Annotated in this window: 18 protein-coding genes, 1 other RNA gene and 1 pseudogene; 10 read left to right on the plus strand and 10 right to left on the minus strand. The window is 41.2% G+C overall.

Annotated elements, in window-relative coordinates; genetic code table 11:
• The first annotated feature begins 341 nt into the window (after nt 1-341).
• Nucleotides 342-3,287 (plus strand): sigma 54-interacting transcriptional regulator, encoded by a 2,946-nt coding sequence (locus ABVT42_RS12485; RefSeq protein WP_353897168.1) that lies wholly within the window; start codon nt 342-344, stop codon nt 3,285-3,287.
• Here ABVT42_RS12485 and ABVT42_RS12490 read toward each other — a convergent pair.
• The 8 genes and pseudogenes from ABVT42_RS12490 to ABVT42_RS12525 form a co-directional block, all read right to left on the minus strand.
• Nucleotides 3,276-5,159, minus strand: a complete 1,884-nt coding sequence (locus ABVT42_RS12490) for a two-component system response regulator (RefSeq protein ID WP_353897169.1) — start codon at nt 5,157-5,159, stop codon at nt 3,276-3,278. The two genes, ABVT42_RS12485 and ABVT42_RS12490, sit on opposite strands and share 12 nt — an antisense overlap.
• Nucleotides 5,147-8,419, minus strand: a complete 3,273-nt coding sequence (locus tag ABVT42_RS12495) for a two-component regulator propeller domain-containing protein (protein ID WP_353897170.1) — start codon at nt 8,417-8,419, stop codon at nt 5,147-5,149. Before ABVT42_RS12495 ends, ABVT42_RS12490 begins: the two co-directional genes overlap by 13 nt.
• Before the next feature lie 164 nt (nt 8,420-8,583).
• Entirely contained in the window at nt 8,584-10,368 is a 1,785-nt protein-coding gene (locus tag ABVT42_RS12500; protein ID WP_353897171.1) for a S8 family peptidase, read from the minus strand.
• Between the two features lie 358 nt (nt 10,369-10,726).
• A complete protein-coding gene (locus tag ABVT42_RS12505; RefSeq protein WP_353897172.1) occupies nt 10,727-10,882 on the minus strand; it encodes a hypothetical protein in 156 nt (51 codons plus the stop codon).
• Between the two features lie 82 nt (nt 10,883-10,964).
• Complete coding sequence (locus tag ABVT42_RS12510; RefSeq protein ID WP_417281483.1) at nt 10,965-11,987, minus strand: DEAD/DEAH box helicase family protein; 1,023 nt, start codon at nt 11,985-11,987, stop codon at nt 10,965-10,967.
• A gap of 87 nt (nt 11,988-12,074) precedes the next feature.
• A pseudogene (locus ABVT42_RS12515) lies at nt 12,075-12,914 on the minus strand (TOTE conflict system archaeo-eukaryotic primase domain-containing protein); the annotation flags it as partial.
• Nucleotides 12,907-13,275 carry a helix-turn-helix domain-containing protein gene (locus ABVT42_RS12520; protein ID WP_353897175.1) on the minus strand — a complete coding sequence of 123 codons (369 nt, stop codon included), beginning with the start codon at nt 13,273-13,275 and terminating at the stop codon, nt 12,907-12,909. The gene ABVT42_RS12520 and the pseudogene ABVT42_RS12515, both read right to left, overlap by 8 nt.
• Nucleotides 13,276-13,292: 17 nt before the next feature.
• Nucleotides 13,293-13,595: a type II toxin-antitoxin system HigB family toxin gene (locus ABVT42_RS12525; protein WP_353897176.1), complete on the minus strand. Its 303-nt coding sequence runs from the start codon at nt 13,593-13,595 to the stop codon at nt 13,293-13,295.
• 80 nt (nt 13,596-13,675) lie between these two features.
• Between ABVT42_RS12525 and ABVT42_RS12530 the strand changes: the two genes are divergently transcribed.
• Nucleotides 13,676-13,855 (plus strand): helix-turn-helix transcriptional regulator, encoded by a 180-nt coding sequence (locus ABVT42_RS12530; RefSeq protein ID WP_353897177.1) that lies wholly within the window; start codon nt 13,676-13,678, stop codon nt 13,853-13,855.
• A 328-nt stretch (nt 13,856-14,183) separates the two neighbouring features.
• On the opposite strand, the gene ABVT42_RS12535 is transcribed toward ABVT42_RS12530, so the two are convergent.
• A complete protein-coding gene (locus ABVT42_RS12535; protein WP_353897178.1) occupies nt 14,184-15,068 on the minus strand; it encodes a LysR family transcriptional regulator in 885 nt (294 codons plus the stop codon).
• A 128-nt stretch (nt 15,069-15,196) separates the two neighbouring features.
• Here ABVT42_RS12535 and ABVT42_RS12540 point away from each other — a divergent pair, with 128 nt between their 5' ends.
• From ABVT42_RS12540 to ABVT42_RS12565, 6 genes are all read left to right on the plus strand, one after another.
• The gene (locus tag ABVT42_RS12540) at nt 15,197-15,466 is read left to right on the plus strand and encodes a glutaredoxin (RefSeq protein ID WP_353897179.1); all 270 of its coding nucleotides are present in this window, start codon (nt 15,197-15,199) and stop codon (nt 15,464-15,466) included.
• A gap of 41 nt (nt 15,467-15,507) precedes the next feature.
• Nucleotides 15,508-16,131 carry a glutathione S-transferase family protein gene (locus tag ABVT42_RS12545; protein ID WP_015006287.1) on the plus strand — a complete coding sequence of 208 codons (624 nt, stop codon included), beginning with the start codon at nt 15,508-15,510 and terminating at the stop codon, nt 16,129-16,131.
• Nucleotides 16,115-16,558: an MAPEG family protein gene (locus ABVT42_RS12550; RefSeq protein WP_353897180.1), complete on the plus strand. Its 444-nt coding sequence runs from the start codon at nt 16,115-16,117 to the stop codon at nt 16,556-16,558. Before ABVT42_RS12545 ends, ABVT42_RS12550 begins: the two co-directional genes overlap by 17 nt.
• 149 nt (nt 16,559-16,707) lie before the next feature.
• Nucleotides 16,708-18,801: a pyridoxamine 5'-phosphate oxidase family protein gene (locus tag ABVT42_RS12555; protein ID WP_353897181.1), complete on the plus strand. Its 2,094-nt coding sequence runs from the start codon at nt 16,708-16,710 to the stop codon at nt 18,799-18,801.
• Nucleotides 18,802-18,847: 46 nt separating this feature from the next.
• Complete coding sequence (gene nrtS / locus ABVT42_RS12560) at nt 18,848-19,054, plus strand: nitrate/nitrite transporter NrtS (protein ID WP_015006284.1); 207 nt, start codon at nt 18,848-18,850, stop codon at nt 19,052-19,054.
• Nucleotides 19,051-19,704: a cupin domain-containing protein gene (locus tag ABVT42_RS12565; protein ID WP_353897182.1), complete on the plus strand. Its 654-nt coding sequence runs from the start codon at nt 19,051-19,053 to the stop codon at nt 19,702-19,704. Before nrtS ends, ABVT42_RS12565 begins: the two co-directional genes overlap by 4 nt.
• Before the next feature lie 97 nt (nt 19,705-19,801).
• Here the strand turns inward: ABVT42_RS12565 and ssrA are convergent.
• Nucleotides 19,802-20,153, minus strand: a transfer-messenger RNA (tmRNA) gene (ssrA, locus tag ABVT42_RS12570).
• A gap of 127 nt (nt 20,154-20,280) precedes the next feature.
• Between ssrA and ABVT42_RS12575 the strand changes: the two genes are divergently transcribed.
• Nucleotides 20,281-21,054, plus strand: coding sequence for a PP2C family protein-serine/threonine phosphatase (locus ABVT42_RS12575; RefSeq protein WP_353897183.1), 774 nt, complete (start codon nt 20,281-20,283; stop codon nt 21,052-21,054).
• Between the two features lie 23 nt (nt 21,055-21,077).
• Nucleotides 21,078-21,605 (plus strand): FHA domain-containing protein, encoded by a 528-nt coding sequence (locus ABVT42_RS12580; protein ID WP_353897184.1) that lies wholly within the window; start codon nt 21,078-21,080, stop codon nt 21,603-21,605.
• The last annotated feature ends 42 nt before the right edge of the window (nt 21,606-21,647 follow it).

A 21,647-nucleotide genomic window follows, 5' to 3' on the forward strand; every position in this document is an offset into this window, starting at 1 on the left:
GTTTGGCTTATTTGATATATGGCTTTTTGAAGCCTGGTATAAACCGACGAATAGTCGCCTGAATAACCATCCAATAGCAACATGTAATACTCTCCCAAAATCGGCCACCTGACAAAAGTGGCTGTTATGTCTTAAGAAGTGAGCTTGACCGAAATTGGTATTAATCCATCACATCCTCATGATGATGAATATCGATTGACGCTAGTGAAAATTGACAGCTTATATTAGTTATCCTATGGTTAGTGAAAGGTATGCGTAAAGTTCTTAAATCTTTAATTAATTCAAGAGCTTTATGTATTTTTCCACTATCAAATTGCGGATTGAAGCCCACGAGAGTATTAATGAATAGTGCCAACAGGATGATCGATTTTTATGCAGAAGCGATTACCCATTTAACCGGGGCTTCGATTGTCAATATTGCTTGCTGTCAAAGTGGGCGGGTAGAGTGCTATTCGACTATTGGGGAACAGTGTGTACCTTTGCTTCCCGAGTTTGACCCTTCGAGACCAGACATCTACTTACCAAATTTGAAAGATAATCAAAAATTAATTTTCTCAGATTTAAAAAACAAGCTAACTTCAATTTTTAAAGGGCAAGAAGATAACTCTATTTTAATTCACTTAAATTTTAAGGAAGGAGATGAGTTATTTCTTGAGACCGACGATAAAAAATTAACAAATGATAAGCAAACAAATCATCTGAAAAAAGCAGATAAAAGAACCAATTCACTCTGGCTTGGATTAATTTTTACACGTCAACTACCTGCTTGGCTATCAAAAGGCTCGCTCAAAGAAATTGAACATTCGGATCGACAGTTTTTTCCATTATTGGAGAGTCTGCTAAACCTAGGATATTTACTGGTTAATCATCTAAAAAATACTGCAACATTGCTGCAAGATCCGGTGACTTCATTATCTAGTCGAATTAGCTTTCAAAATAATCTTCGTGAACTAATTGAAAGTGCATCACAAGTTGCAATGATAATGATTAATCTTGCTAATTTTCAGATAATTAATAAAAAGTTTGGCCATGATGTCGGTGATCGGGTAATTACTAAAATTGCGAATATTTTGACACAAACGTTGAGAAAGCAAGATTTAATCAGTCGCTTTGGTGGTACGTTATTCGCGATTGCCTTTCGCTTTAAACCTAATGATGATATTACTGATGTTGCTAACAAACTCTATTTTGAATTACAACAACTTGAATATTTACAAGGAGCGTTTTTACCTCAATTTAAATTAGGCGCATCTGTCATTAATGTCGCCAGTCAAAGTGACGGTATTTCAGACTATATGACAGAACTAATTACAAAAGCCGACCAAGCTTTGCACGCAGCAAAAACAGAAAACCAAACCAATATTGTGATTTGGCATCCACAACTGCATCTAAAATACCAACAGCAACAAGATTATATTAGTGGAATTTTTACCGCTGATACGACGACTGATTATCGTAACATGTCGCTGCTTTGGGATATTTCAAATCTGGTATCAACCTATAATCAGTTCGATATATTGTTTGATAAAGTGATACAACGGTTTGCTCAATCATTTGATTTCGATATGGGCGGTTTAGTCTTTAATAAAACTGACAATGAACAAAGCATGGTAATTCATTTAAAAGTTGATGAACAAGGTCGTGCTTATCGGCTTCAACAATTAGACAGCTATGATGATAAGCTGCTGTTAACTACTCTTCAATCGTCACAAAATGTTCAACCTCAATATTTAACTGTTAACGAGACAGAAGCACTATTTGTCGCGCCATTTAATGAGCATGATAAAGGTGTATTTTATTTGCGCGGTACGACTGCTAATTTTAATCTTGAAAGTACTAGCTTGCTCTTGTTAACTGCATTGGTCAAGCAGCTAGGGCGCGCATATACAAGAGAAATTTTAAAACAAAAATTGAACTTGCAACTGTTCAATCAAAAAGAGCAGTTGCAAGCTGAACTTAATCTACTAAAACAAACGTTGAACAGTAGCGAAATTCTTTATCACTCTAAAGTTATGCAAGATTTAATGAAGCAAGCTTATCGGAGTGCAAAATCCGATACGACGACGTTAATTATCGGTGAAAGTGGAACCGGTAAAGAAAGGCTTGTTCATGCCATTCATCAAAAAGGGAATCGTAGCGATCGACCTTTGGTTATTGTTGACTGTGGTGCTATTCCAGAAACTTTAATTGAGTCAGAGTTATTTGGTTATGTTAAGGGGGCTTTCACCGGGGCTGAGCGAAACTCTAAAGGACGAATTTTTGATGCTGACGGAGGCACATTAATGTTGGATGAAATAGGTGAGCTCCCTCTGAGAGTGCAGGCAAAATTACTACGTTTTGTACAAGAAAAACAATATACGCCTGTTGGTGGTACGCAAAGTAATCAAGTGGATGTGAAAATAATTGCAGTGACAAACCGAGATTTACAGCACGAAGTCAATCAAGGGCGCTTTCGTCAAGATTTATTTTACCGCCTTAATGTCGTTGTATTGCAGCCACCGCCACTAAGAGAAAGAATTGAAGATATTCCTCTACTGGCGAAACACTTTTTAAAAAAATCAGCGGTACTGCATGATGAGTCACCAAAGACATTGCTGCCCGACACGTTGGATAAAATGATGCAATACACTTGGCCAGGTAATATAAGGGAACTCGAAAACTGTCTAATTCAAGCGACATTACTGTGTGAGTCATCGCATATCGAATTTAGTGAATTAGGCATTAACCAACAGGAAAGCAGTATTAGAAGCAGCCAAACGTTAATGTCGAACTGCATTAATACAAGCCTCCCTGAACAAGCTTATGTCGATTTAGAAAAAAATGATTATTCAGTCGTAGAGCAACATGAAAATTTTCTCAAACAATTTAATCTGACAATGGCACAATTTGTTCGAGAAATTGTTCAACAGTCAAAATCAGAAAATTCTCCCATTGGTCGTTGGTTAGAAGATGATTTATTAATAATGACTTATCATGCAAGTCAAAAAAACACTCATCAAGTTGCAATGCGGCTCGGTTTGCCACATAGTACTGCGCGCCGAAGAGCTAATAAAATATCCAGTGAAAAAGAGCAATATCGAGAGAAAGGTTGGCAGCATGTTATAGAGACGCTTGGCCCCATTGTAAATGGTGATTTTTTTCTTGGGAACGATACAATTAAGAAATTAAAGCTTGAATTGCTACAAATTGTTTTACACGAAATGAATGGGAATATTACGCTTTCAGCTGCGCTCATGGGGATGAGTGAGCCGACTTTTTATAAGTGGAAAAAGAAGCTAGTCAGTTAGCGTTTTAATGAGTTTTGTCCGCGCATAACCATTAAGCATTGTGACTTTGTTAGCAGGATAATTTATGTTGGTCTGTACTTTTTCTAAAGCTAACATTTTATCTACTTCATGAGCAGGTATAGCTCGACTATAATAAAAACCTTGTAATATAGTACAAAAATTATGTTTAAGAAAGTTTACCTGATTTAGGTTTTCAACACCTTCTGCTATTACTTTTAAGTTTAGCTGTTTAGCCAAAGCTAAGATTGTGCCGACAATTACACACTCTTTATTTTTTTTGGTGATATTCGCAATAAAAGAACGATCAATCTTTAAGGTATCAATGGGAAGATTATTTAGATAGCTTAAGGAAGAATAACCTGTACCAAAATCATCAATGGCCAAGCTTACACCAACATCCTTAAAGCATTTTAACTTACTGATATTTTCCTTTGCATCACTCATTATAATGCTTTCGGTTAACTCAAGTTCCAAATAATGTGCTGGCAAATTGACCTCTTTTAAAATGCTTAATGTTTTGCTAAAGAAGTCAGGTTGTTGAAACTGATAAGTTGAAACATTTACCGCAATTCGTTCAAGTGAATCATCTTTTTCTAGCCAACTGCGTGCTTGTTCGCAAGCATTTTTAAGCACCCAGTCACCAATACTGATAATTAGACCGCAGGATTCTGCTATTGAAATAAAAACTCCCGGATCAATCCAACCCAGTTCTGGATGATGCCAACGTAGCAGAGCTTCTAGACTCACAACCTTACCCGACACAGCGTCTATTTGGGGTTGATAGTGCAATTGTAATTGCTGTTGTTCAATCGCATTTCTTAACTCATTCTCTAGGCGAAATTGCGTTTTTGCCGAAGCATTCATTTCTTCGTTGTACAGCCGGTATGTATTGCCACCATTATTTTTAGCTGCATACATTGCTTTTTCTGCATTACGAAGTAAATCATAGACCTCTTCTTTATCATTCGAATAAATCGCAATGCCAACACTGGCTGTCATAACAACTTGCTCTCCATTAAGTATTATTGGCGCATTGATCGATTCAATCTGTTGTTTGGCTAATGTAATTACCGTACTCACAGAGTCAATGTTATCAATAAATAGAGTGAACTCATCTCCCCCAAGTCGAGCAAGTTCAGTGGATGAGTTGATACCTGAAAAGTTGTGAATTGATGATGTCTTTTTGCAAATACTTTTGCGTAATCGTTTGCTGATTACTTTTAAGATTTTGTCTCCAAAATTGTGGCCATGAACATTATTGATTCGCTTGAAATTATCGATGTCAATAACCAGTACTGCCGAAATACGATTGATTTTAAGTGTATTTAAGAGCGAATACTCAATCTTTTCAATCAGGTGAGAGCGATTTATCAGGCCAGTTAACGGATCAAATTGAGTTAAGTAATTTAATTGTTTTTTACTTTTGCGGTTGCTCTCTTGGGTTATTAAAAAATGATTTAATCGTTCAAGCAATATTGGCAGGTTTATTGGTTTTGAGGCTAATTCGCTAGCACCACTTTGATAGGCCATGCGGAGTTCGTTAATCGTTTGAGTGGCGGCTAACATAACTACAGGAATATTTTTAAATACGCTTTGCTGAGATAAATATTGACAAAACTCGAAGGCGGTTGAGAGTGTTTGATTACGATTATCCAGCCACTTTATCGAAACATGAAAGTCGACATCAAGCAAAATAATATCGGGGTTATATTGATGGATTAAATTAAGGGCCTGTTGAGCATTTTCTGCATCAAGCGCCATCATGCCATATTGCCGCAGCATGTCACAAGTCAACTCTCTTTCAGTTAAATCATTTTGACAGACTAGTGCCGTTTTAAGCTGTTTTGGCTTATGGCATTCTACTGAGTGCAATTTGAATCATCCGAATTAGTCGTTACACTTGATTGTTCAATCAGTTTAACAAAGCCAAGTTCAATGACCTTATGTAAGTCTTGCGTTAGCATTGACATAAATGAAATGGGTGGGCGAACAGGGGTGTCTAATATGCCAACCCAGTAATTTCGCCCTAATTCTTTGGAACGATATAAGGCTTTATCGGCAATTACTTGCACTTGCTCCCAGTTTACTGACTTTGGAAAGGCTGTGGAAAATGGATAAAAAGAAAATCCAATCGAACATGATAAATGTAACTTTTGTTTTAAACCTATATCAAATGCAGACTCTTGAATACTTTTTCGCAAACGTTCTGCCATAGCGCTCACTTCATGAGTGTTATTCACTTTTCCCATCATTAAAAACTCATCTCCTCCCCAACGAATAAGTGTGTCAGATCGGCGACATGCAGCTTTGAGTAAAAGGCTGACATCAACGATTACTTTGTCGCCAGCTGAATGTCCGTAAGTATCATTAATGGGTTTAAAACCATCTAAATCAAACATAAGGAAGAATAATCGAGGACCTGTTTGCTGATCATTAACGATGTGTCCATTTTCACTATAATATTCTCGATCAATATCGGCGACTTCTTTATCGATAATATCATCCAGATAACGACGATTATGTAGACCGGTTAGCTGATCAGTGACACTGGTATTGAGCAATTGCTGATTAACATTTTGTAATTCACGAGTTCTATTTTGCACCTCAGCTTCTAGCTTTGTTCGATATATTGCTTCCTTTTTAAGTTTATTTAGATATATTTTGATTAGAATATAAATGAAGCCAATAAATGCTAAGGTATAAATTAAATATGCCCACCAGGATTTCCACATTGGTGGTTGTACCGAGACCACTAAACTAACGCCTTGTTCATTCCAAACGCCATCATTATTTGCCGCCTTTACTTTAAATGTATATTGGCCAGCAGGAAGGTTAGTATAAGTTGCTCTGCGTAATGAACCTGCTTCGATCCAATGTTTGTCAAAACCTTCTAATATATAACGATACCGATTGTTACTTGGCTCCGCAAAATCAAGACCGGCAAACTCAAAGGCAACAAAATAATCTTGATAGCGAATTTTTATTCCGTTCAAATTACGCAATCCCGAATTTTCCAGGTGTGTCTCGTTCATTTTTAAAAATTTTGTCAAAACTACTGGTGGTACATGTGAGTTTGTTTTGATTTTCTCTGGATTAAAAATGGTCAAACCATTAGTCCCGCCAAAGTAGAAATTATCTTGTTGGTCTTTATACGATGCACCGGCATTAAACTCATTACCTTGTAAGCCGTGAGAAGAATCAAAATTAAGCACTTTGCCTGTGTCTGGATTAAACTTGGTTAATCCACGATTGCTACTCAACCATAAGTTTCCATTGCTATCTTCTAAAATTCCGTAAATCGTATTGCTCGGCAGGCCATTATGCCGATTGTAGCGTGTGAATTTTAACTTGCCATTAATTCGATCTAAAAATGATAGCTTGTTGAGTCCACCACCTTGTGTACCTATCCATAAATTTTTATTTTTATCCTTATAAAGAGCTAAAATATTATTGCTGCTAATAGAGTCAAATTGGCCTGCTTCATTTTTGTAAATTGTTGATGTATTTGAAGCCGGATCAAATAAATTTAATCCTCCGCCATAGGTGCCTACCCACAATCGATCATCGTCTTCGTCGGTTAAACAGACAATATTATTATTGCTCAGACTTTTTTGATTGTTAGCGTCACTGACAAAATGGGTGAACTTATTACTATTAGGGGCAAACAAATTTAAGCCACCACCAAAAGTTCCAATCCATAGTCGTCCGTCTGTATGGGGTTTAATAGTAGTTACTGCGTTGCTGCTTACACTATTGGGATTTTTGGCATCATGACGGTAATTAATGAAGGTGTTATTGGCTGGATCGAATTGGTCAAAACCGCTATTGCGCGTGCCGATCCATAAATGATTATTTTGGTCACTATACAACGACATAACCCGTTCTTCACTCAATGAGTTTTTATCATCCGGCTGAGCATGAAACGCAATAATACCGTCGTTGTTTAACCTATTGAGACCACCATAGGTACCAATCCAGATATTTCCATCAGTTGATTGAGTAATAGCATTGACACCATTGTTACTTAAGCTTATTGATAAATTCGGTTGGTGTCTCAAATGTCTGAAGGCTGCGGTTGCACTATTCCATTTGTTTAAACCATTATATGTTCCGACCCAAAAAATTCCACCATTGTCAAAATACAAGCTCGTTACTTTGTTAGAACCAATGCTATATTTATCTAATGGATCGTTTAATAAAGTGATCATCTCACTTGTGCTGGCTTGCCAACGTGATAAACCTTTGTCTGTTGCAAACCAAATATTTCCCTCGTCATCTTCTTTTATATTTCTAATATAATTATTGCCAATACTATTAGCTATTTTGTCGCTATGAGTAAAGTGAATAAATTTTTTTCGGTCTTTTGTTAGTAGACTGACGCCTTGGTCGTAACTACCAAACCAAAGATTGCCTTGGCTATCTGCATATGATGATTTAATTCGGTTACTAACAATACTGAAAGGATTATTATCGTCATGTTGATAGTGACGAAAGGATTTTGTGAGTGGATCAAAGCGATCGACGCCGCCACCATCGGTTCCAATCCAAAGATAGCCATGACGGTCACCTACCAGTGTTCGAATCTTGTTACTGCTGATGCTATTATCGTTTAATGGGTCGTGAATAAAGCGCTCGAATTGTTGGCTTTGGTGATCAAACAAATTTAAACCACCATCAGTTCCTATCCAAAGTTTTCCGTTAATATCGTTAAAAATTGCTCGTACCGTGTTGTTACTAATGCTTGTTGAGTCATCAGGATTATGGGTAAAATGTTCAAACTTTTGTGTGGTTTTATCAAAACGATTGAGTCCACCATATTCTGTACCAATCCAAAGCTCTCCTAAGTGATCTTCTGCTAGGGCAAAAATCATGTCGGAGCCAATTGAATGTGGATTTGATTCGTCTTTTGTAAAAACTTTAAAAGAGTAACCGTCATAGCGATTTAACCCTTCTTGAGTGCCAAACCACATAAAGCCATCGCTATCTTGAAAAATAGTCAGGACTGCTTCTTGAGATAAGCCTTGCTCTAACGTGATCTGTTGAAAACGAATATTGGGTTGCTGTGCAGTCGCAACAATTGGTATCAAAAATAAAAGAACAATAAGTTGTCCTATTTTTTTGTTAATCAACAAGATACTTAATCCTTTCTTAAACTCGAACTGTATTTAAACAAGATAGTCTATTCAAACTAAATGTTCTATTTGAACGAGACTAGCTAATCGAATATTTAAAATTAAGTCGTTAATGAGTCGGATATCAATAAAGCCCAATAAAATGGGCTTTATTGAATTTGTCATTATTCGTGAGGAACCCAGTTAGCTGATTCAACATTGACCGTTGATTCATTTTTTATCTGTCCTTCGTTCCAAGTGAACCCTTCATTCCAGGTAAATCCTTCATTCCAGGTGAAGCCTTCGTTCCAAGTAAAGCCTTCGTTCCAGGTCAGTCCTTCATTCCAGGTAAAGCCTTCGTTCCAGGTGATTCCTTCATTCCAGGTAATTCCTTCGTTCCAGGTTAGCCCTTCATTCCAGGTAAGACCTTCTTTCCAGATGGTTCCATTTGGCATTTCGAGATAAAACTGATTGTCTTCATCAACCTTTGTTGGACCCTGAAAGTGCTTGATATTGGCTAGATCAGCATTAATATCTAACCCCTTATTGGCACACCCATGCTCTGTACTGACTACTGCTCTCCAGGCATCAATGCTTCCGGCGCCCTGTCTAAAGGGACTGTAGGCAATTTTACCATTTGCATCAACTGCTGTTCGTGCGGTAGACATCAAGCGACATTTAACATCATCGGGGCTTAATCCTGGATCCATTTGAAGCATTAAAGCTACCGTACCAGTTACCACTGCGGCTGCCTGCGAAGTGCCTGACACTTCAAAATAATTGAAACCTCGGTAAGATTCAGGATGGTTGGTTTTCAAGGTATTGTAGTGATGGTCGATCATTTTGCCTAAAACATGTCCACCCCAAGCCACAACATCAGGTTTTACAAAGCCATCATGAGTCGGACCTGCAGAAGAAAAGCTTGTCATTCGGTCATCTCTATAATCGTAGGGTGTGTAATGGTCTGTCAGTGCGCCTACGGTAATGATATAAGGGACATTACCTGGAACAGTAATTGACATTGGATCTGGTCCTTTATTCCCGGCCGATGTGACCACGACAATCCCTGATTGCCAAATTTTCATTACTGCCTGATTGAGTGGATCTAACCAATAGTGCGAACGTGGTTTAGCACCAAAAGATAAATTGAGTACTTTGATGTTGTAACGAGTCTTATTGTTGAGTATCCAGTTAAGCCCGCGAATTGCGTGGATATAAGTACCAATACCTGAGCTACCCATGGCTCTCACCGCGACAATGTTTGCTGCGGGTGCAATACCATTATAGTCGCCATACATATCACGTACACTGCTGGCTGCGACGCCTGCAACATGGCTACCGTGACCATGTGAATCTAAGTCAGTATAGGGGGCGTATTGAACATCGGCTGTAGCGTCATACTGAGCCAAAATACGGCCATAACCAAAAGCATTTTGCTTTAAATAACCCTCACTGTAGGGGCCAACTGATATTCCACTATCTACAAAGGCAATCGTGATCCCATCACCATTAATGCCATATTGATGCAACATGGCTGCACCTGTTTGACGAGAAATATGGGTAATGCCATCATAAACGCTGCTGGTCTTAACTGATTGGTCAACAAAAATTTTAAGTTCGCTGTCTACGGCAAGTCGATCATGTTGCTCACGTGTTAACGCAGCACCAATGGCATTGATGATCTCAAGTTTATCGGTTACCTCGCCACCAACATCCACAACCATTTGCTCCATTATCGCTATTTCTTTTCCTTGAATAATGAAGCTTTTCGGTAGTTCTTCATTCGATACAACCGGTGAAGTCTCTGTTTCGATAGTGGTTTTAGCCACCGACACGACTAGTGGTGCTTCGCTTAGTACATCATTGACCTCTTTAGCTGGGCGGTTTGCCCATCCGATTGAGACCAAAATGACGATTAATAAAGCGAGTATCAATCTTGCTCTTACCCATGGCTTTGTTTTGCTTGACATCATACATCTCCACAGCAAATATTAATTAATTAATCTTCTTAAAGCACGATACATGCCAGTTTGAGATATTTCTCTATCTTTCTGATTTTCAAAGATTAAATATTTAGGGATAAAAGGATGTAAATTAATAATTAATTTGACTTAAGTTTTGACTAAATTTTTAGGTTTGATTAGTGTGACTTAGTTATCATTTTTTAAGTCAAAACCTTTAAGTGTTTTAAAACTTATGATTTGGTTGTGGTAATACGTTTTACGGTCTTTTGTTGATTCTCCGACACTTAATAATTATTCAGACAAACCACTATTTGATAATATTCAAAGAAATGTATACAAACAAACGGATACAAAGAATAAAGGCTTAGAGTAAGCGCAATTGACTTTTGAGCTCTTTAACAATTTGCTCGGCATCTTTTCTTTCTTGTTCAGATAATCTACCTAAATATACAGTATCTTTTTGCTCAACTAGTGCCTTTGGTGCATTGTCTTTAGCCAGCAAATAATAGGCAGCCGCCATCGTTGGCAAGTAAGCGAAGCGACACTGGAGCGCTGGCGTTCAGAGGGTATAGGCCCGATTTATGTGAAACTGGGCGGCCAAGTCAGGTACAGGCGAGAACATCGCTGATGATTCGTTGTGTTCGTTGATCATTTTCCATGATCCATCGATAAGCGTCAGAGATTTTTGGGCGTTCTTCTGAGTGGACTAACTCCCTTGGCGGGGTGTCATAAAGCTGATGAACAACGACTTGTTGCTCAAATTTTTCTTTTGTTGTGCTTTTGACCTTGTGACGAATAGGCCCTGCGGCCATAAAGATGATTTTCTGGTGGCCGTCCTGTCGTTCGGGAGTGGCTGTCAAGCCGAGTACATATTTGGCTCGAACTTCATTTAACACCATTTCAAAGCGCGGTGCTGAAACGTGATGGCACTCATCAACGATCACATGTCCATAATCTTGAACAAGCTCTGATACCGTATTGTCTTTTTTGTTAATGAGGCTTTGGTAGGTTGCGATGTCGATGATGCCCGTTGGTTTTTTCTTGCCACCGCCGATGATGCCTACATCGACATCAGGTAAAAACGATTTTAATCGTTCTTTCCATTGGTCGAGCAGTTGTCTACTGTGAACCAAAATTAGCGTATTGGCTTTGCGTTTAGTAATCATGCCAATAGCGGTAACTGTTTTACCAAATGCAGTCGGCGCATGCAGAATACCAGCATCGTGCTTACTCATTGCGCGCACTGCTGCTTGCTGATTCTTTCTGAGCTTGACGAGTGACTTGGTGGCTTTAAGCTTAGTTCCGGGGTCACGTTGATCGTCTAATTGAACTTCAATCTGATTCTCGGTTAATAACTCTAGAGCTTCGTCTAAGCAGCCGCGGGGTATTGCCAAGTAGCCTTGCTCAATACGAGCGCAGGAGATAAATCGCGGTATGCCATGAGTTGAAAATCGTAATGCCTGTGTTTTAAAGAAAACAGGGTTGGAAAAGCTCGCGAGTCGCCTTAACCTTGCGGCTAACGCAGTTGGTAGCTCACTTAAATCAAAATAAACATGATTTGCGAGAGTGATGGTTATCTTTTCTGGTGGGTTTTCCAATAACAGAGGTTTTGCCTTGGCGGTCATCTCCCAGGGTGGACGATTCTCTATAACCTCTTGTTCTTTAAATAGCGCTGAGTTTGGTGAAATCTGTGTCAATAGCTTTGTCAGTCTACCGTGTGAAATAGACTCGATATTAGCCAGGTGCTGCCATTGGTCTTGGATGACATTAAGTTCGTTATCGACAAAGGAGCTATTGCCAGACAATCGCGGTTCCTTCTGAAGTGGTAGAGCGATTAAATTTCCAAATCCGCCTTCGGGTAAAATATCCTGGTTGGGGAAAAGGCGATCATAGGAATCAAACGATAGGTTCGGATGCTCTTGTTTTCAAAATCACTCCATCGCTTTGTCGAGCAGGCTAAATCCCAATAACCGGGCTTCTTTGGCGGGGACTTTCTCGTTGAAGAAAATCCAAAGGTGCGCGCCGTTGCCGGAGCGTGAAATCTCAATGGTATGTGGTATTTCAAATTTACGGCAAGCCTTCGACATTGCTTTTATTTCTTCTTGCCATTGGCCTTTATCAAAATCGGCCGCAAGAAAGTAGCAAGTGTTATCGTGCATTAAAGGATAGAGGCCAACCACTTGTTGCCCTGCTAAGTGGCGATAAATGATCTGGTCATTTAACTCAGTGAACTGACGGTGATTGCAATCCTGACATTTGATGCGCGGCTTGTGACAGATGCCTTGTACCCACTCATTATTGCAGGCAACAGAGTAACCACTGCGACCTTGCTTGTTTTGCCAGCGGTTTGCAAAAATATCGTTTCGGCCTCTAAACAACCCTCTAAAAATAGCAATCTTTTGTTCTGGTGAATATAGGGTCGAGTCAGATGTATTCGGTGAAGGTTGCTGGAGTTGCTCTCTGAGGGCTAGAAGCTGCTTTTTCTCCTTCTCAAGCGCAACAAGCCGAGAGTCAATCTTGGCAATGCTCTGGAAACCCTCATGTTTACGCATGTGCTTGTGGTGGTTTGATCAGAGACTCAGCTGGAATACCCAAGCCCTCATGCAGCTTCCAGATCATTTTTAGCGTGAGCGAGCGTTTGTGATTGAGAATTTCATAGACTCGGTTGCTTTTACCTATCATGGGCTCGAGGTCTTTCACTGTTAAACCTTTGCGCTCCATCTCAAACTTGATGGCTTCAACAGGGTCAGGCAGTTCCATAGGGAAATGCTTGGCCTCATAAGCTTCGATAAGCGTGACCATGACATCCAGCTTTTCACCTTCGGGTGTGTCAGGGCCAGCCATCATCAGGCTTTCAATTTCTTGCAATGCCGCTCGGTAGTCGGCATCAGTTTTAATCGGTTTGATGTCCATAATGTTTCCTCCGGCAATTAAATATTTTGTACATCAATTTTGTCGTATTGCGCATGGGTACCGATGAACCGGATATAGACCACGCGATAGACATAGTTGATCCACACGACCAAACGGTACTTGTTACCCGCAATATTGAAAACCACTCGACCATCTTTGAGGATACTGGCATTTCTGAAATCCTGCTTAACATCGGCAGGTGCGCTCCAGTCAGCCGCTAACGCATGGCGGTACCAGGCTAGCGTAGGTTCTTTAGCATCTATGTACTCTGAGCTTTCTTCCCAGAAAGTTTTTAGTGTCGATAGGGCAATGATTCTCATAAATTTAATGATAGTCCCAAAATGGGACTTGTTCAACTAAAATATACAGGAGAATCAATATGAATGAATATCAAGCACTTATGACGCAAAGAGAGCTATGTAATCGTTGGCAAGTAAGCGAAGCGACACTGGAGCGCTGGCATTCAGAGGGTATAGGCCCGATTTATGTGAAACTGGGCGGCCAAGTTAGGTACAGGCGAGAAGATGTACTGGAGTATGAGGCCAGTTGCTTGAGAAGGAGTACGATTGAAGCTGTTTAAAGGTTGGATAGTACGCAATTGCCCGCATCAGCCCTAACTTCCTGATAGTAAAGTTGCGGGTTAATAAAAAGCCCTAATGGCTGGTGAGGGCTCATTAGGGCTATTTACAAGATGGTGGTGGAATGGGACGCCGGTTTGGTTCCCATAATAGGAACTGAATTAGTTCCACAATTGCTTTAGTAAGCTAGTGCGGGTTTATGCTTACGCAGGAGCTTCGGAACCCTGCTTTTCAGAAGCTAGCAGAAACTCGGTTGACACAACCGAACAAAACTTGTTTATAGGTATAGCCTATTTTGAGTGTGAGTTTACTTTTATAGCCGAACGCTAACTATCCGAATTCATCCATTAAAAAATCAATGAAACTGCGTACTTTTTTCGATAGGTACTTCCTATGGGGGTAGATGGCGAATAGACCAAATTCAAGTGTTCTGTAATTGGGTAATACTTGAGTCAACGTGCCACTCTTCAATTCTTCTTCGACAATAAATCGAGGAATCATACCAATGCCTCCATGCGCTAACGTCATTTCCTTCACGGCTCTCGGGCTATTTGCTGAAGCGCGAGACATCACATCAATGGATGCCGTTTCGCCGTTTGATGAGATAAAAGGCCACTTTTTACCAATACGGAAATTACTGTCGATGATGCAAGTGTGATTTTTCAGATCGCTTGGAGAATCTGGTGCTTTTTTTGATTTTAAATAAGAGGGTGACGCACATAGAATCAAAGGCAAGGTGTTGATGGATCTTGCCACCATGCTGGAATCATCAACGCCACCGATCAGAATACGGACATCAATTCCTTCTTCAAGCATATCAACCGCCTTGTCACCCAAAAGCAGGTCGACCTGCATCTCTTTATGTTCATCGAGAAAACGGGGGAGGGCAGGAGATAGCTTCATTTCGCCAAAGGTTTGCGGGGCGCTAACCCTAAGCAACCCCCTTGGTGATCTCTGTTCTCCTGTGACATCGTCGATAAGTGCATTAAAGCTATCAATCAGGGGAAGTGCGTTTTCATAATAATTTTGCCCGGCTTCGGTTAGCGCTAATCGACGGGTAGACCGGTTAAATAGCCTCACCCCCAATTGTTTTTCCACCTCTCCGACATATTTACTGACCAAGGCTTTCGAAAGCCCTAGTCGGTCGCTTGCTGCGGTAAAAGAGCCGGTTTCAACCACGGCTACAATGGTCTTTAATCCATCTAATGTATCCATGATTGTCAATATATCATTGATAATTATTCAACAGCAAGGCTGTTTTTCCTAAAGTCGATTTTTTGGATACTGACTTTCATCAGCAGTAAGCAACAAGTTGAGTGCTGAAACAACAAGAGGTCAGATATATGAGAAAAATTGAAATCTATACAAGGCCAGGATGTGGCTATTGCACACATGCTAAGCGCCTTCTTGAAAGCAAAGGTTTGGATTACAGCGAGTACGACACTTACATACACCCGGAAAAATTCCAGGAGTTACGTAGACGCACTCAAGCCCGAACCTTTCCTCAAATTTTTGTTGATGATCGTGCCATAGGAGGGTTTGAGGACCTTTTAAAGCTTGAACAGCAGAATAGATTGCCTAAGCAAAGTAAGCCGCTTGCAACAGAAACTTAAGTAAAAACTTTTTAATCGCAAACTCATTTAGGAGCTAAAACATGTCAACAATCAAATTACATCGTCATCCACTTTCTGGTCACTCACATCGCGTAGAGGTGCTCTTGTCACTACTTGGTCTACCGACCGAATTAGTGAATGTGGATTTGGCAAACGGCGCACACAAACAAGCGGACTTCTTGAAAAAGAATCGCTTTGGTCAGGTCCCGGTAATCGAGGATGGAGATGTCACGATTTCAGATTCGAATGCCATCTTGGTTTATTTGGCCAGTAAGTACGACGCTAACCACCAATGGTTACCTCAAGACGCAAAGGCAGCCGCAGATGTTCAACGCTTCTTATCTCTAGCGGCAGGAAAGATCGCCTTTGGTCCGGCAGCCGCAAGACTGGTTAACGTGTTTGGTGCTGGCTTGGATCATGAAAACGCCAAAGCTATCGCACACCATACTTTTGAGCTACTTGATGCACATCTTTCGGAGCAGGATTGGTTAGTGGGTAGCACGCCGACTATTGCTGACGTTGCCAACTATGCGTATATCGCTCATGCACCCGAAGGTGATGTGTCACTTGAGTCTTACCCGAATATCGTCGCGTGGTTGAATAGATTTGAAGCGCTTGAAGGATTCGTGCCAATGCAAAGAACCGCCGTTGGCCTCAATCAGTAAGACAATCAAAATATCGAAACGATTAGGAGATGAAATTATGATCACTGAAATTCAAATGCTTGCTGCTGCTGGTGGACTTTTACTCGCGTTGACCCTAATTCAGGGTACTCGCAACGTTATACTCTTAGGGCTTCCGGTTGCTGCTGGAAATCAACACGATATTGCGCCTTGGTCAGGTTGGAATGATAGGCTGAATCGAGCCATTCGAAACCTGATTGAAGCGATCGCGATATTTGCCCCCATTGTGCTAGCAGTGCACGGGCTAGGATTAAATAATGACCTCAGTGCCTTGGGTGCTCAGATTTTTCTGGTGAGTCGCATTGTGCATGCGGTGGTCTATACACTTGGAGTACCTTGGATTCGTACGCTTGCATGGTTTGCCGGCGTCATAGGCATTGTGATGGTGGGTGCTCCACTTTTCACATAAATCCTATCCGATAAACGGTTTACCCAATACTGCACAAAGGGTCGGGCTAAGGCGTAGTTCCCCGATGCTCGGCCCAATAACAATCTTGTACATATGCTTGGTCAGTTAAGTGCATATTCAGTTAAATTCTGCGTAGAGAGGATTACCTTATGACAAACTCAATACTGTATATTAAACCTTCACCCTTTCATTCGGGCGAACAAAAAATCCAGGCTCGCATGGGCGTCAGGGAAAAAATGGAACGTTTTGGGAGAAAGGTTATTCGAGACTTTATGCCAGATCAGCATCGAGAGTTCTATAATCAGTTGCCGTTTGTCCTTGTCGGGCATGCCGATGGTGAAGGTTGGCCGTGGGCTTCCATCTTGTTCAATTCACCTGGTTTTATGCACTCGAAAAATGAACGCTCGCTATCGATTAATGCCCTGCCTGTAGAAGGCGACCCTCTCCAGGAAGCCATTGAGCCTATGACTCGACTCGGTTTACTCGGAATAGAATTGCCAACACGGCGGAGGAACCGATTAGCGGCACACATTGAGCGTAAAACGGAACAGGGGTTCGAGGTGAAGGTAGATCAAGCGTTTGGCAACTGTCCACAATATATTCAAACTCGTGAATTGGAGTGGCTGGATGCTGGTTCAATGCCCAAGCCAGAAGTTCAAGAAATAACATTGCTTGATCAGGATGCGCAGGCGCTGATCTCAAATAGTGATACCTTTTTTGTGGCTAGCTACCTTGCCAATGGTAGCGGAGAAGCCAGCGAAGGTGCAGATGTTTCTCATCGAGGAGGTCGGCCAGGTTTTGTCCGGGTGGATGATGACAAGACGCTGACCATTCCAGATTACTTAGGTAACAACCATTACAATACCTTTGGAAACTTCATTGAAAACGGTAAGGCAGGATTACTCTTTCTCGATTTTGAAAAGGGTGATCTTCTTACACTGACAGGTACCGTAGAGATTCTGTGGGAGTCGCCTGAGATAAAGTATTTTGACGGTGCAGAGCGGCTATGGAGATTCCACCTTGATCATGGGCGAAAACTCAAATACGCACTTCCACTTAGATGGAAATTGCAGGCGTTTTCTCCTAACACCTCTTTGACAGGTACTTGGCAAGAAGCCAAAGCGTCGGAAGATGCAGCGAGACTTAAAGACGAATGGCGGCCTTACAAAGTTGAAAAGATTGTTCGGGAAAGCAGTGTCATCAAATCCTTTTATCTCTCTGCTGTGGGACATCAGGCACTAAAGTTTATCCCTGGGCAATTTCTTACCCTGAAGGCTGAACTTGAAGGTAAAGAACAAATACGTACTTACACCTTGTCGAGTGCGCCTGCTGATCATCAGTATCGAATCAGTGTAAAGCGCGAAGATTCACTGGATGGTAAACGACCTAAAGGGACTTTTTCCAGTTACTTACATTCAGGCATAAATGTAGGAGATACGATACTCGCAAAAGCCCCCACGGGTGCATTTCAATATGAGCCAGAGAGTGATCGTCCGGCTCTGCTTCTTGCTGGTGGTGTCGGCATTACGCCGATGATCTCGATGGCGCGACATGCATTGAGTGAGGGGCTTCGAACACGAAAAATACGCTCGATCACCTTCATTGGTGCCGCGCGCAGTCATCAACACAGGGCATTCTTTGACGAATTTAATAAGGTTGCTGAGGCGTCTCAAAATCAGATACAAGCCTATTGGGCATTAAGTGAAGTCAGTCCAGATTTAAAACCCGGAAAAGACTTTCAGCACGTCGGTCATATTTCAAAAGACCTGCTTCAAGCAATATTGCCACTGGATGAATACGATTGTTATCTTTGTGGTCCGGCCGGATTTATGCAGGCAAGCTATGATTTGTTGCGCTCGTTAGGTGTCAGCGATTCTCGTATTAATGCCGAAGCATTTGGCCCTGCGTCATTGAAACGAAGTGCTGATGGGACAGCGAAAAGCGCCGTATCACAACCAGTTGCCGATCAAGCTATTGTTGAGTTTTCCAGTTCTAAAGTTGAACAGGCCTGGTCGAAAGGAGATGGCAACTTATTGGAATTTGCAGAAGCTCATGGGTTTACTCCTGACTTTGGTTGTAGAAGCGGGCAATGTGGTGCATGCAAAGTAAAACTGAGGTCAGGCAAAGTCGCTTATGAAACGGCACATCCCGAGGGGGTGGATGATGGAGAGGTTTTATTGTGCTGCGCGGTTCCGGCTAGGGTTGAAGGAGAAGAGGTTGCTAGGATTTCTATTGAACTCTGATGTTGAACTTGCGCTATCTGGCGGAAAATTTTATTAAAGGTAAGCCATGAAATTTCAATTGCAAGAGCTAGTTAGGAATCACGGTTTTAAGGCTGCTAAGGTGGCTCTCATTGTGGGAACGATATTGTTAATCATCAATCAATTTAATGCTATTTTTGCTGATCAGCCCTTTCGCTGGTTGCCCGCTGCACTTACTTATATTGTTCCGTTTTTTGTTTTTTTATTAGGTAAGCATAAGGAGGGGGAAGAATGATCAATATGGATTTTTCTCGACGCTTGGTAATCGAAACCGCAGCTATGAATTGGACTGAAAGCCCAATTTCAGGTGTGTTACGCAAACCACTTGAAAGAGAGGCGAAAGAGTCTGGGCATACAACAAGTATTGTGAGGTACGAAGCGGGCGCCAGTTTTTCAGAGCATGTACATCCCTTGGGTGAAGAAATCTATGTGCTAGAGGGAGTGTTTTCGGACGAAACAGGCGACTTCGGACCGGGCACTTATATTCGTAATCCACCAGGAAGTGTTCACGCCCCTTTTAGTAAAGAGGGCTGCACTATTTTCGTAAAACTGAATCAATTCGATCAGAAAGATTCAATTCGAGTTCGGGTCGATACAAAAACATCTCCTTGGCAACAGGGTATAGGTAGCCTAGACGTAATGTCCTTGCACCGTTTTGAAGGTGAACATGTCGCTTTGGTTAAGTGGCCAGCGGGGGAAGTGTTTGAGCCACACCGACACTTTGGTGGAGAAGAAATTCTGGTTCTCTCGGGAACATTTAGAGATGAGCATGGCATGTATCCGGAGCAAACATGGATTCGCAACCCTCACATGAGCCAGCATCACCCTTATGTTCATGAGGTGACAGTCATTTTGGTCAAGACGGGGCATTTGCCAATAGAGTGATCAACTTGAAATTGGCTCGTTTATTTTTTCCATACTCAATTTGCGGGTTAATAAAAAGCCCTAAAGGCCAGTAAGGGCTCATTAGGGCTTAAAAAAATGGTGGAGGCGGGGGGAATCGAACCCCCGTCCGCGAATCCGCTGCTCGTGGTACTACATGCTTAGTCTAGTCTTTAAATTAACCCGAAACTGATCCGACTGACAGGATGTTTTAGGCGAGTTTGCTTAAGTTTAGCGCTTGGGGGGCAAACACCCTTACACGCGAGTCTCCGTATATGACTGTTAAACTTCCTACCGGTGACGCTCAGAAGCAACAGTTAGCCTATTAAGCGGCTAAAGCGTAGTTGTCGTCGTTTGCAACTATTTTTTTTCAGCTAGTGGGTACGAGGTTCGCTGACACCTCGGCATGCACCTTGAGTTTTGTAATCCTCGTCGAAGCCAATGTCGCCCCCAAGATAAAGCCTTAAAACATTGGGATTTAATACTCGAAACAACCGATAAATTATGCCACACTTAGCGGTATAGATGAAATAATAATACACTAAATATATGAATTAATTGCCTTAATTCAAGCTTTCAATGGAAAATACTGAAATAAAAATAAAATATGCCTATGCAACTGATGTTGGCTGTGTTCGCGAATTGAATGAAGACTCTTTATTTTGTAGTAATAATCTCTGGCTGGTTGCCGATGGCATGGGGGGACATGCTTGCGGTGAAATTGCCAGCCAAATTGCGGCAGAGACGATTGCCCGTGAATTTATGGGGTCTGGAGATTTGGTGAGAGCGATAGAGCTGGCTCATAGCAACATTCTTGCGGCCAGTAATGATAAAGTTAATCAACAAGGTATGGGCACAACAGTCGTTGCTTTAACTTGTAAGCAAAATGAATATTTTGTGGCTTGGGTCGGGGATAGTCGCGCTTATTTATGGGATCATTGCCGGTCGAGATTAACTCAGTTGACTGAAGATCACTCGCTGATTGTACGTTTGGTTAAGTCGGGGTTAATTTCAGTTGAAGAAGCGCAAAAGCATCCACAACGGCATATGATTACTCAATGTTTGGGGTCAGTTGAAATTGAACAGATAAAAATTGATGTCAACCAGGATGTATGGCAAGCCAATCAACAAATATTACTGTGCAGCGATGGGTTAAGTGACGAACTTAGCGATCAGGAAATCGCTAGGATTTTAAAAACTCATACTGATAAGTTGGATAAAATTAATGCACTTATCGAGGCAGCCAAAAGTGCTGGAGGGCGGGATAATATCAGCGTCGTACTGATAGATTCACCAATTGTTAAAAAGCCCTCCCTGTTTGAAAAGATAAAAATGTTGCTTAAAATTCAATAATAATGGCAGCTAATGAGGACTCAATGACTAATCAACAAGAACAAGGCAAGCCATCTCAGGAGTCAGCGGTTGGACCACAAGGGACGCAAATGTTCGAGCTGTCTGATGTCAACAAAATGATTGCTCAGGAAATTGCGCAAACCCAGACCGATGAAGCTGACATTCCGGCCCTGATTGGGGTCAGTGAGAATGTCAGTGGTATGAGAATCATACTCAATAAAGATAAAATGGAAGTTGGGCGACGGCCAAACAGTGATATCCGTTTAACAGATAATAGTGTCTCTTCGATGCATGCACATATCATTCGCGAAGGAACTTATTGCAAAGTATTAAATCTGTTATCTTCTAATGGTACTTTTGTGAATGGCGAAAAGGTTGCCGAAAAATATTTGGTTCCTGGTGATCGAGTTGCATTTGCTGCAACTGAATTTGTCTTTATGTTAATTGAAGAAGGAGACTCCAGTAAAAGTACCTCTAAAAACAGAGCGGTTTACCTGGCTGCAATTTTACTCACATTAGCCTTTGCCGGTCTGCTGTTTTATCTTTTATAAATGTTATGTCGAGTAATCCCATAAAGCCTCCGCTAACAGTTA

Origin of the sequence: Aliikangiella maris (assembly GCF_040719265.1) — a bacterium.
Taxonomy (GTDB): domain Bacteria; phylum Pseudomonadota; class Gammaproteobacteria; order Enterobacterales; family Kangiellaceae; genus Aliikangiella; species Aliikangiella maris.

Excerpts from the sequence above, each read along its gene's own strand:
- ABVT42_RS12485 (WP_353897168.1), top strand. The coding sequence starts at position 342 with ATGAATAGTGCCAACAGGATGATCGATTTTTATGCAGAAGCGATTACC.
- ABVT42_RS12500 (WP_353897171.1), bottom strand. The coding sequence starts at position 10,368 with ATGTCAAGCAAAACAAAGCCATGGGTAAGAGCAAGATTGATACTCGCT.
- ABVT42_RS12505 (WP_353897172.1), bottom strand. The coding sequence starts at position 10,882 with ATGGCGGCTGCCTATTATTTGCTGGCTAAAGACAATGCACCAAAGGCA.
- ABVT42_RS12510 (WP_417281483.1), bottom strand. The coding sequence starts at position 11,987 with ATGACCGCCAAGGCAAAACCTCTGTTATTGGAAAACCCACCAGAAAAG.
- ABVT42_RS12520 (WP_353897175.1), bottom strand. The coding sequence starts at position 13,275 with ATGGACATCAAACCGATTAAAACTGATGCCGACTACCGAGCGGCATTG.
- ABVT42_RS12525 (WP_353897176.1), bottom strand. The coding sequence starts at position 13,595 with ATGAGAATCATTGCCCTATCGACACTAAAAACTTTCTGGGAAGAAAGC.
- ABVT42_RS12530 (WP_353897177.1), top strand. The coding sequence starts at position 13,676 with ATGACGCAAAGAGAGCTATGTAATCGTTGGCAAGTAAGCGAAGCGACA.
- ABVT42_RS12535 (WP_353897178.1), bottom strand. The coding sequence starts at position 15,068 with ATGGATACATTAGATGGATTAAAGACCATTGTAGCCGTGGTTGAAACC.
- ABVT42_RS12540 (WP_353897179.1), top strand. The coding sequence starts at position 15,197 with ATGAGAAAAATTGAAATCTATACAAGGCCAGGATGTGGCTATTGCACA.
- ABVT42_RS12545 (WP_015006287.1), top strand. The coding sequence starts at position 15,508 with ATGTCAACAATCAAATTACATCGTCATCCACTTTCTGGTCACTCACAT.
- ABVT42_RS12555 (WP_353897181.1), top strand. The coding sequence starts at position 16,708 with ATGACAAACTCAATACTGTATATTAAACCTTCACCCTTTCATTCGGGC.
- nrtS (WP_015006284.1), top strand. The coding sequence starts at position 18,848 with ATGAAATTTCAATTGCAAGAGCTAGTTAGGAATCACGGTTTTAAGGCT.
- ABVT42_RS12565 (WP_353897182.1), top strand. The coding sequence starts at position 19,051 with ATGATCAATATGGATTTTTCTCGACGCTTGGTAATCGAAACCGCAGCT.
- ABVT42_RS12575 (WP_353897183.1), top strand. The coding sequence starts at position 20,281 with ATGGAAAATACTGAAATAAAAATAAAATATGCCTATGCAACTGATGTT.
- ABVT42_RS12580 (WP_353897184.1), top strand. The coding sequence starts at position 21,078 with ATGACTAATCAACAAGAACAAGGCAAGCCATCTCAGGAGTCAGCGGTT.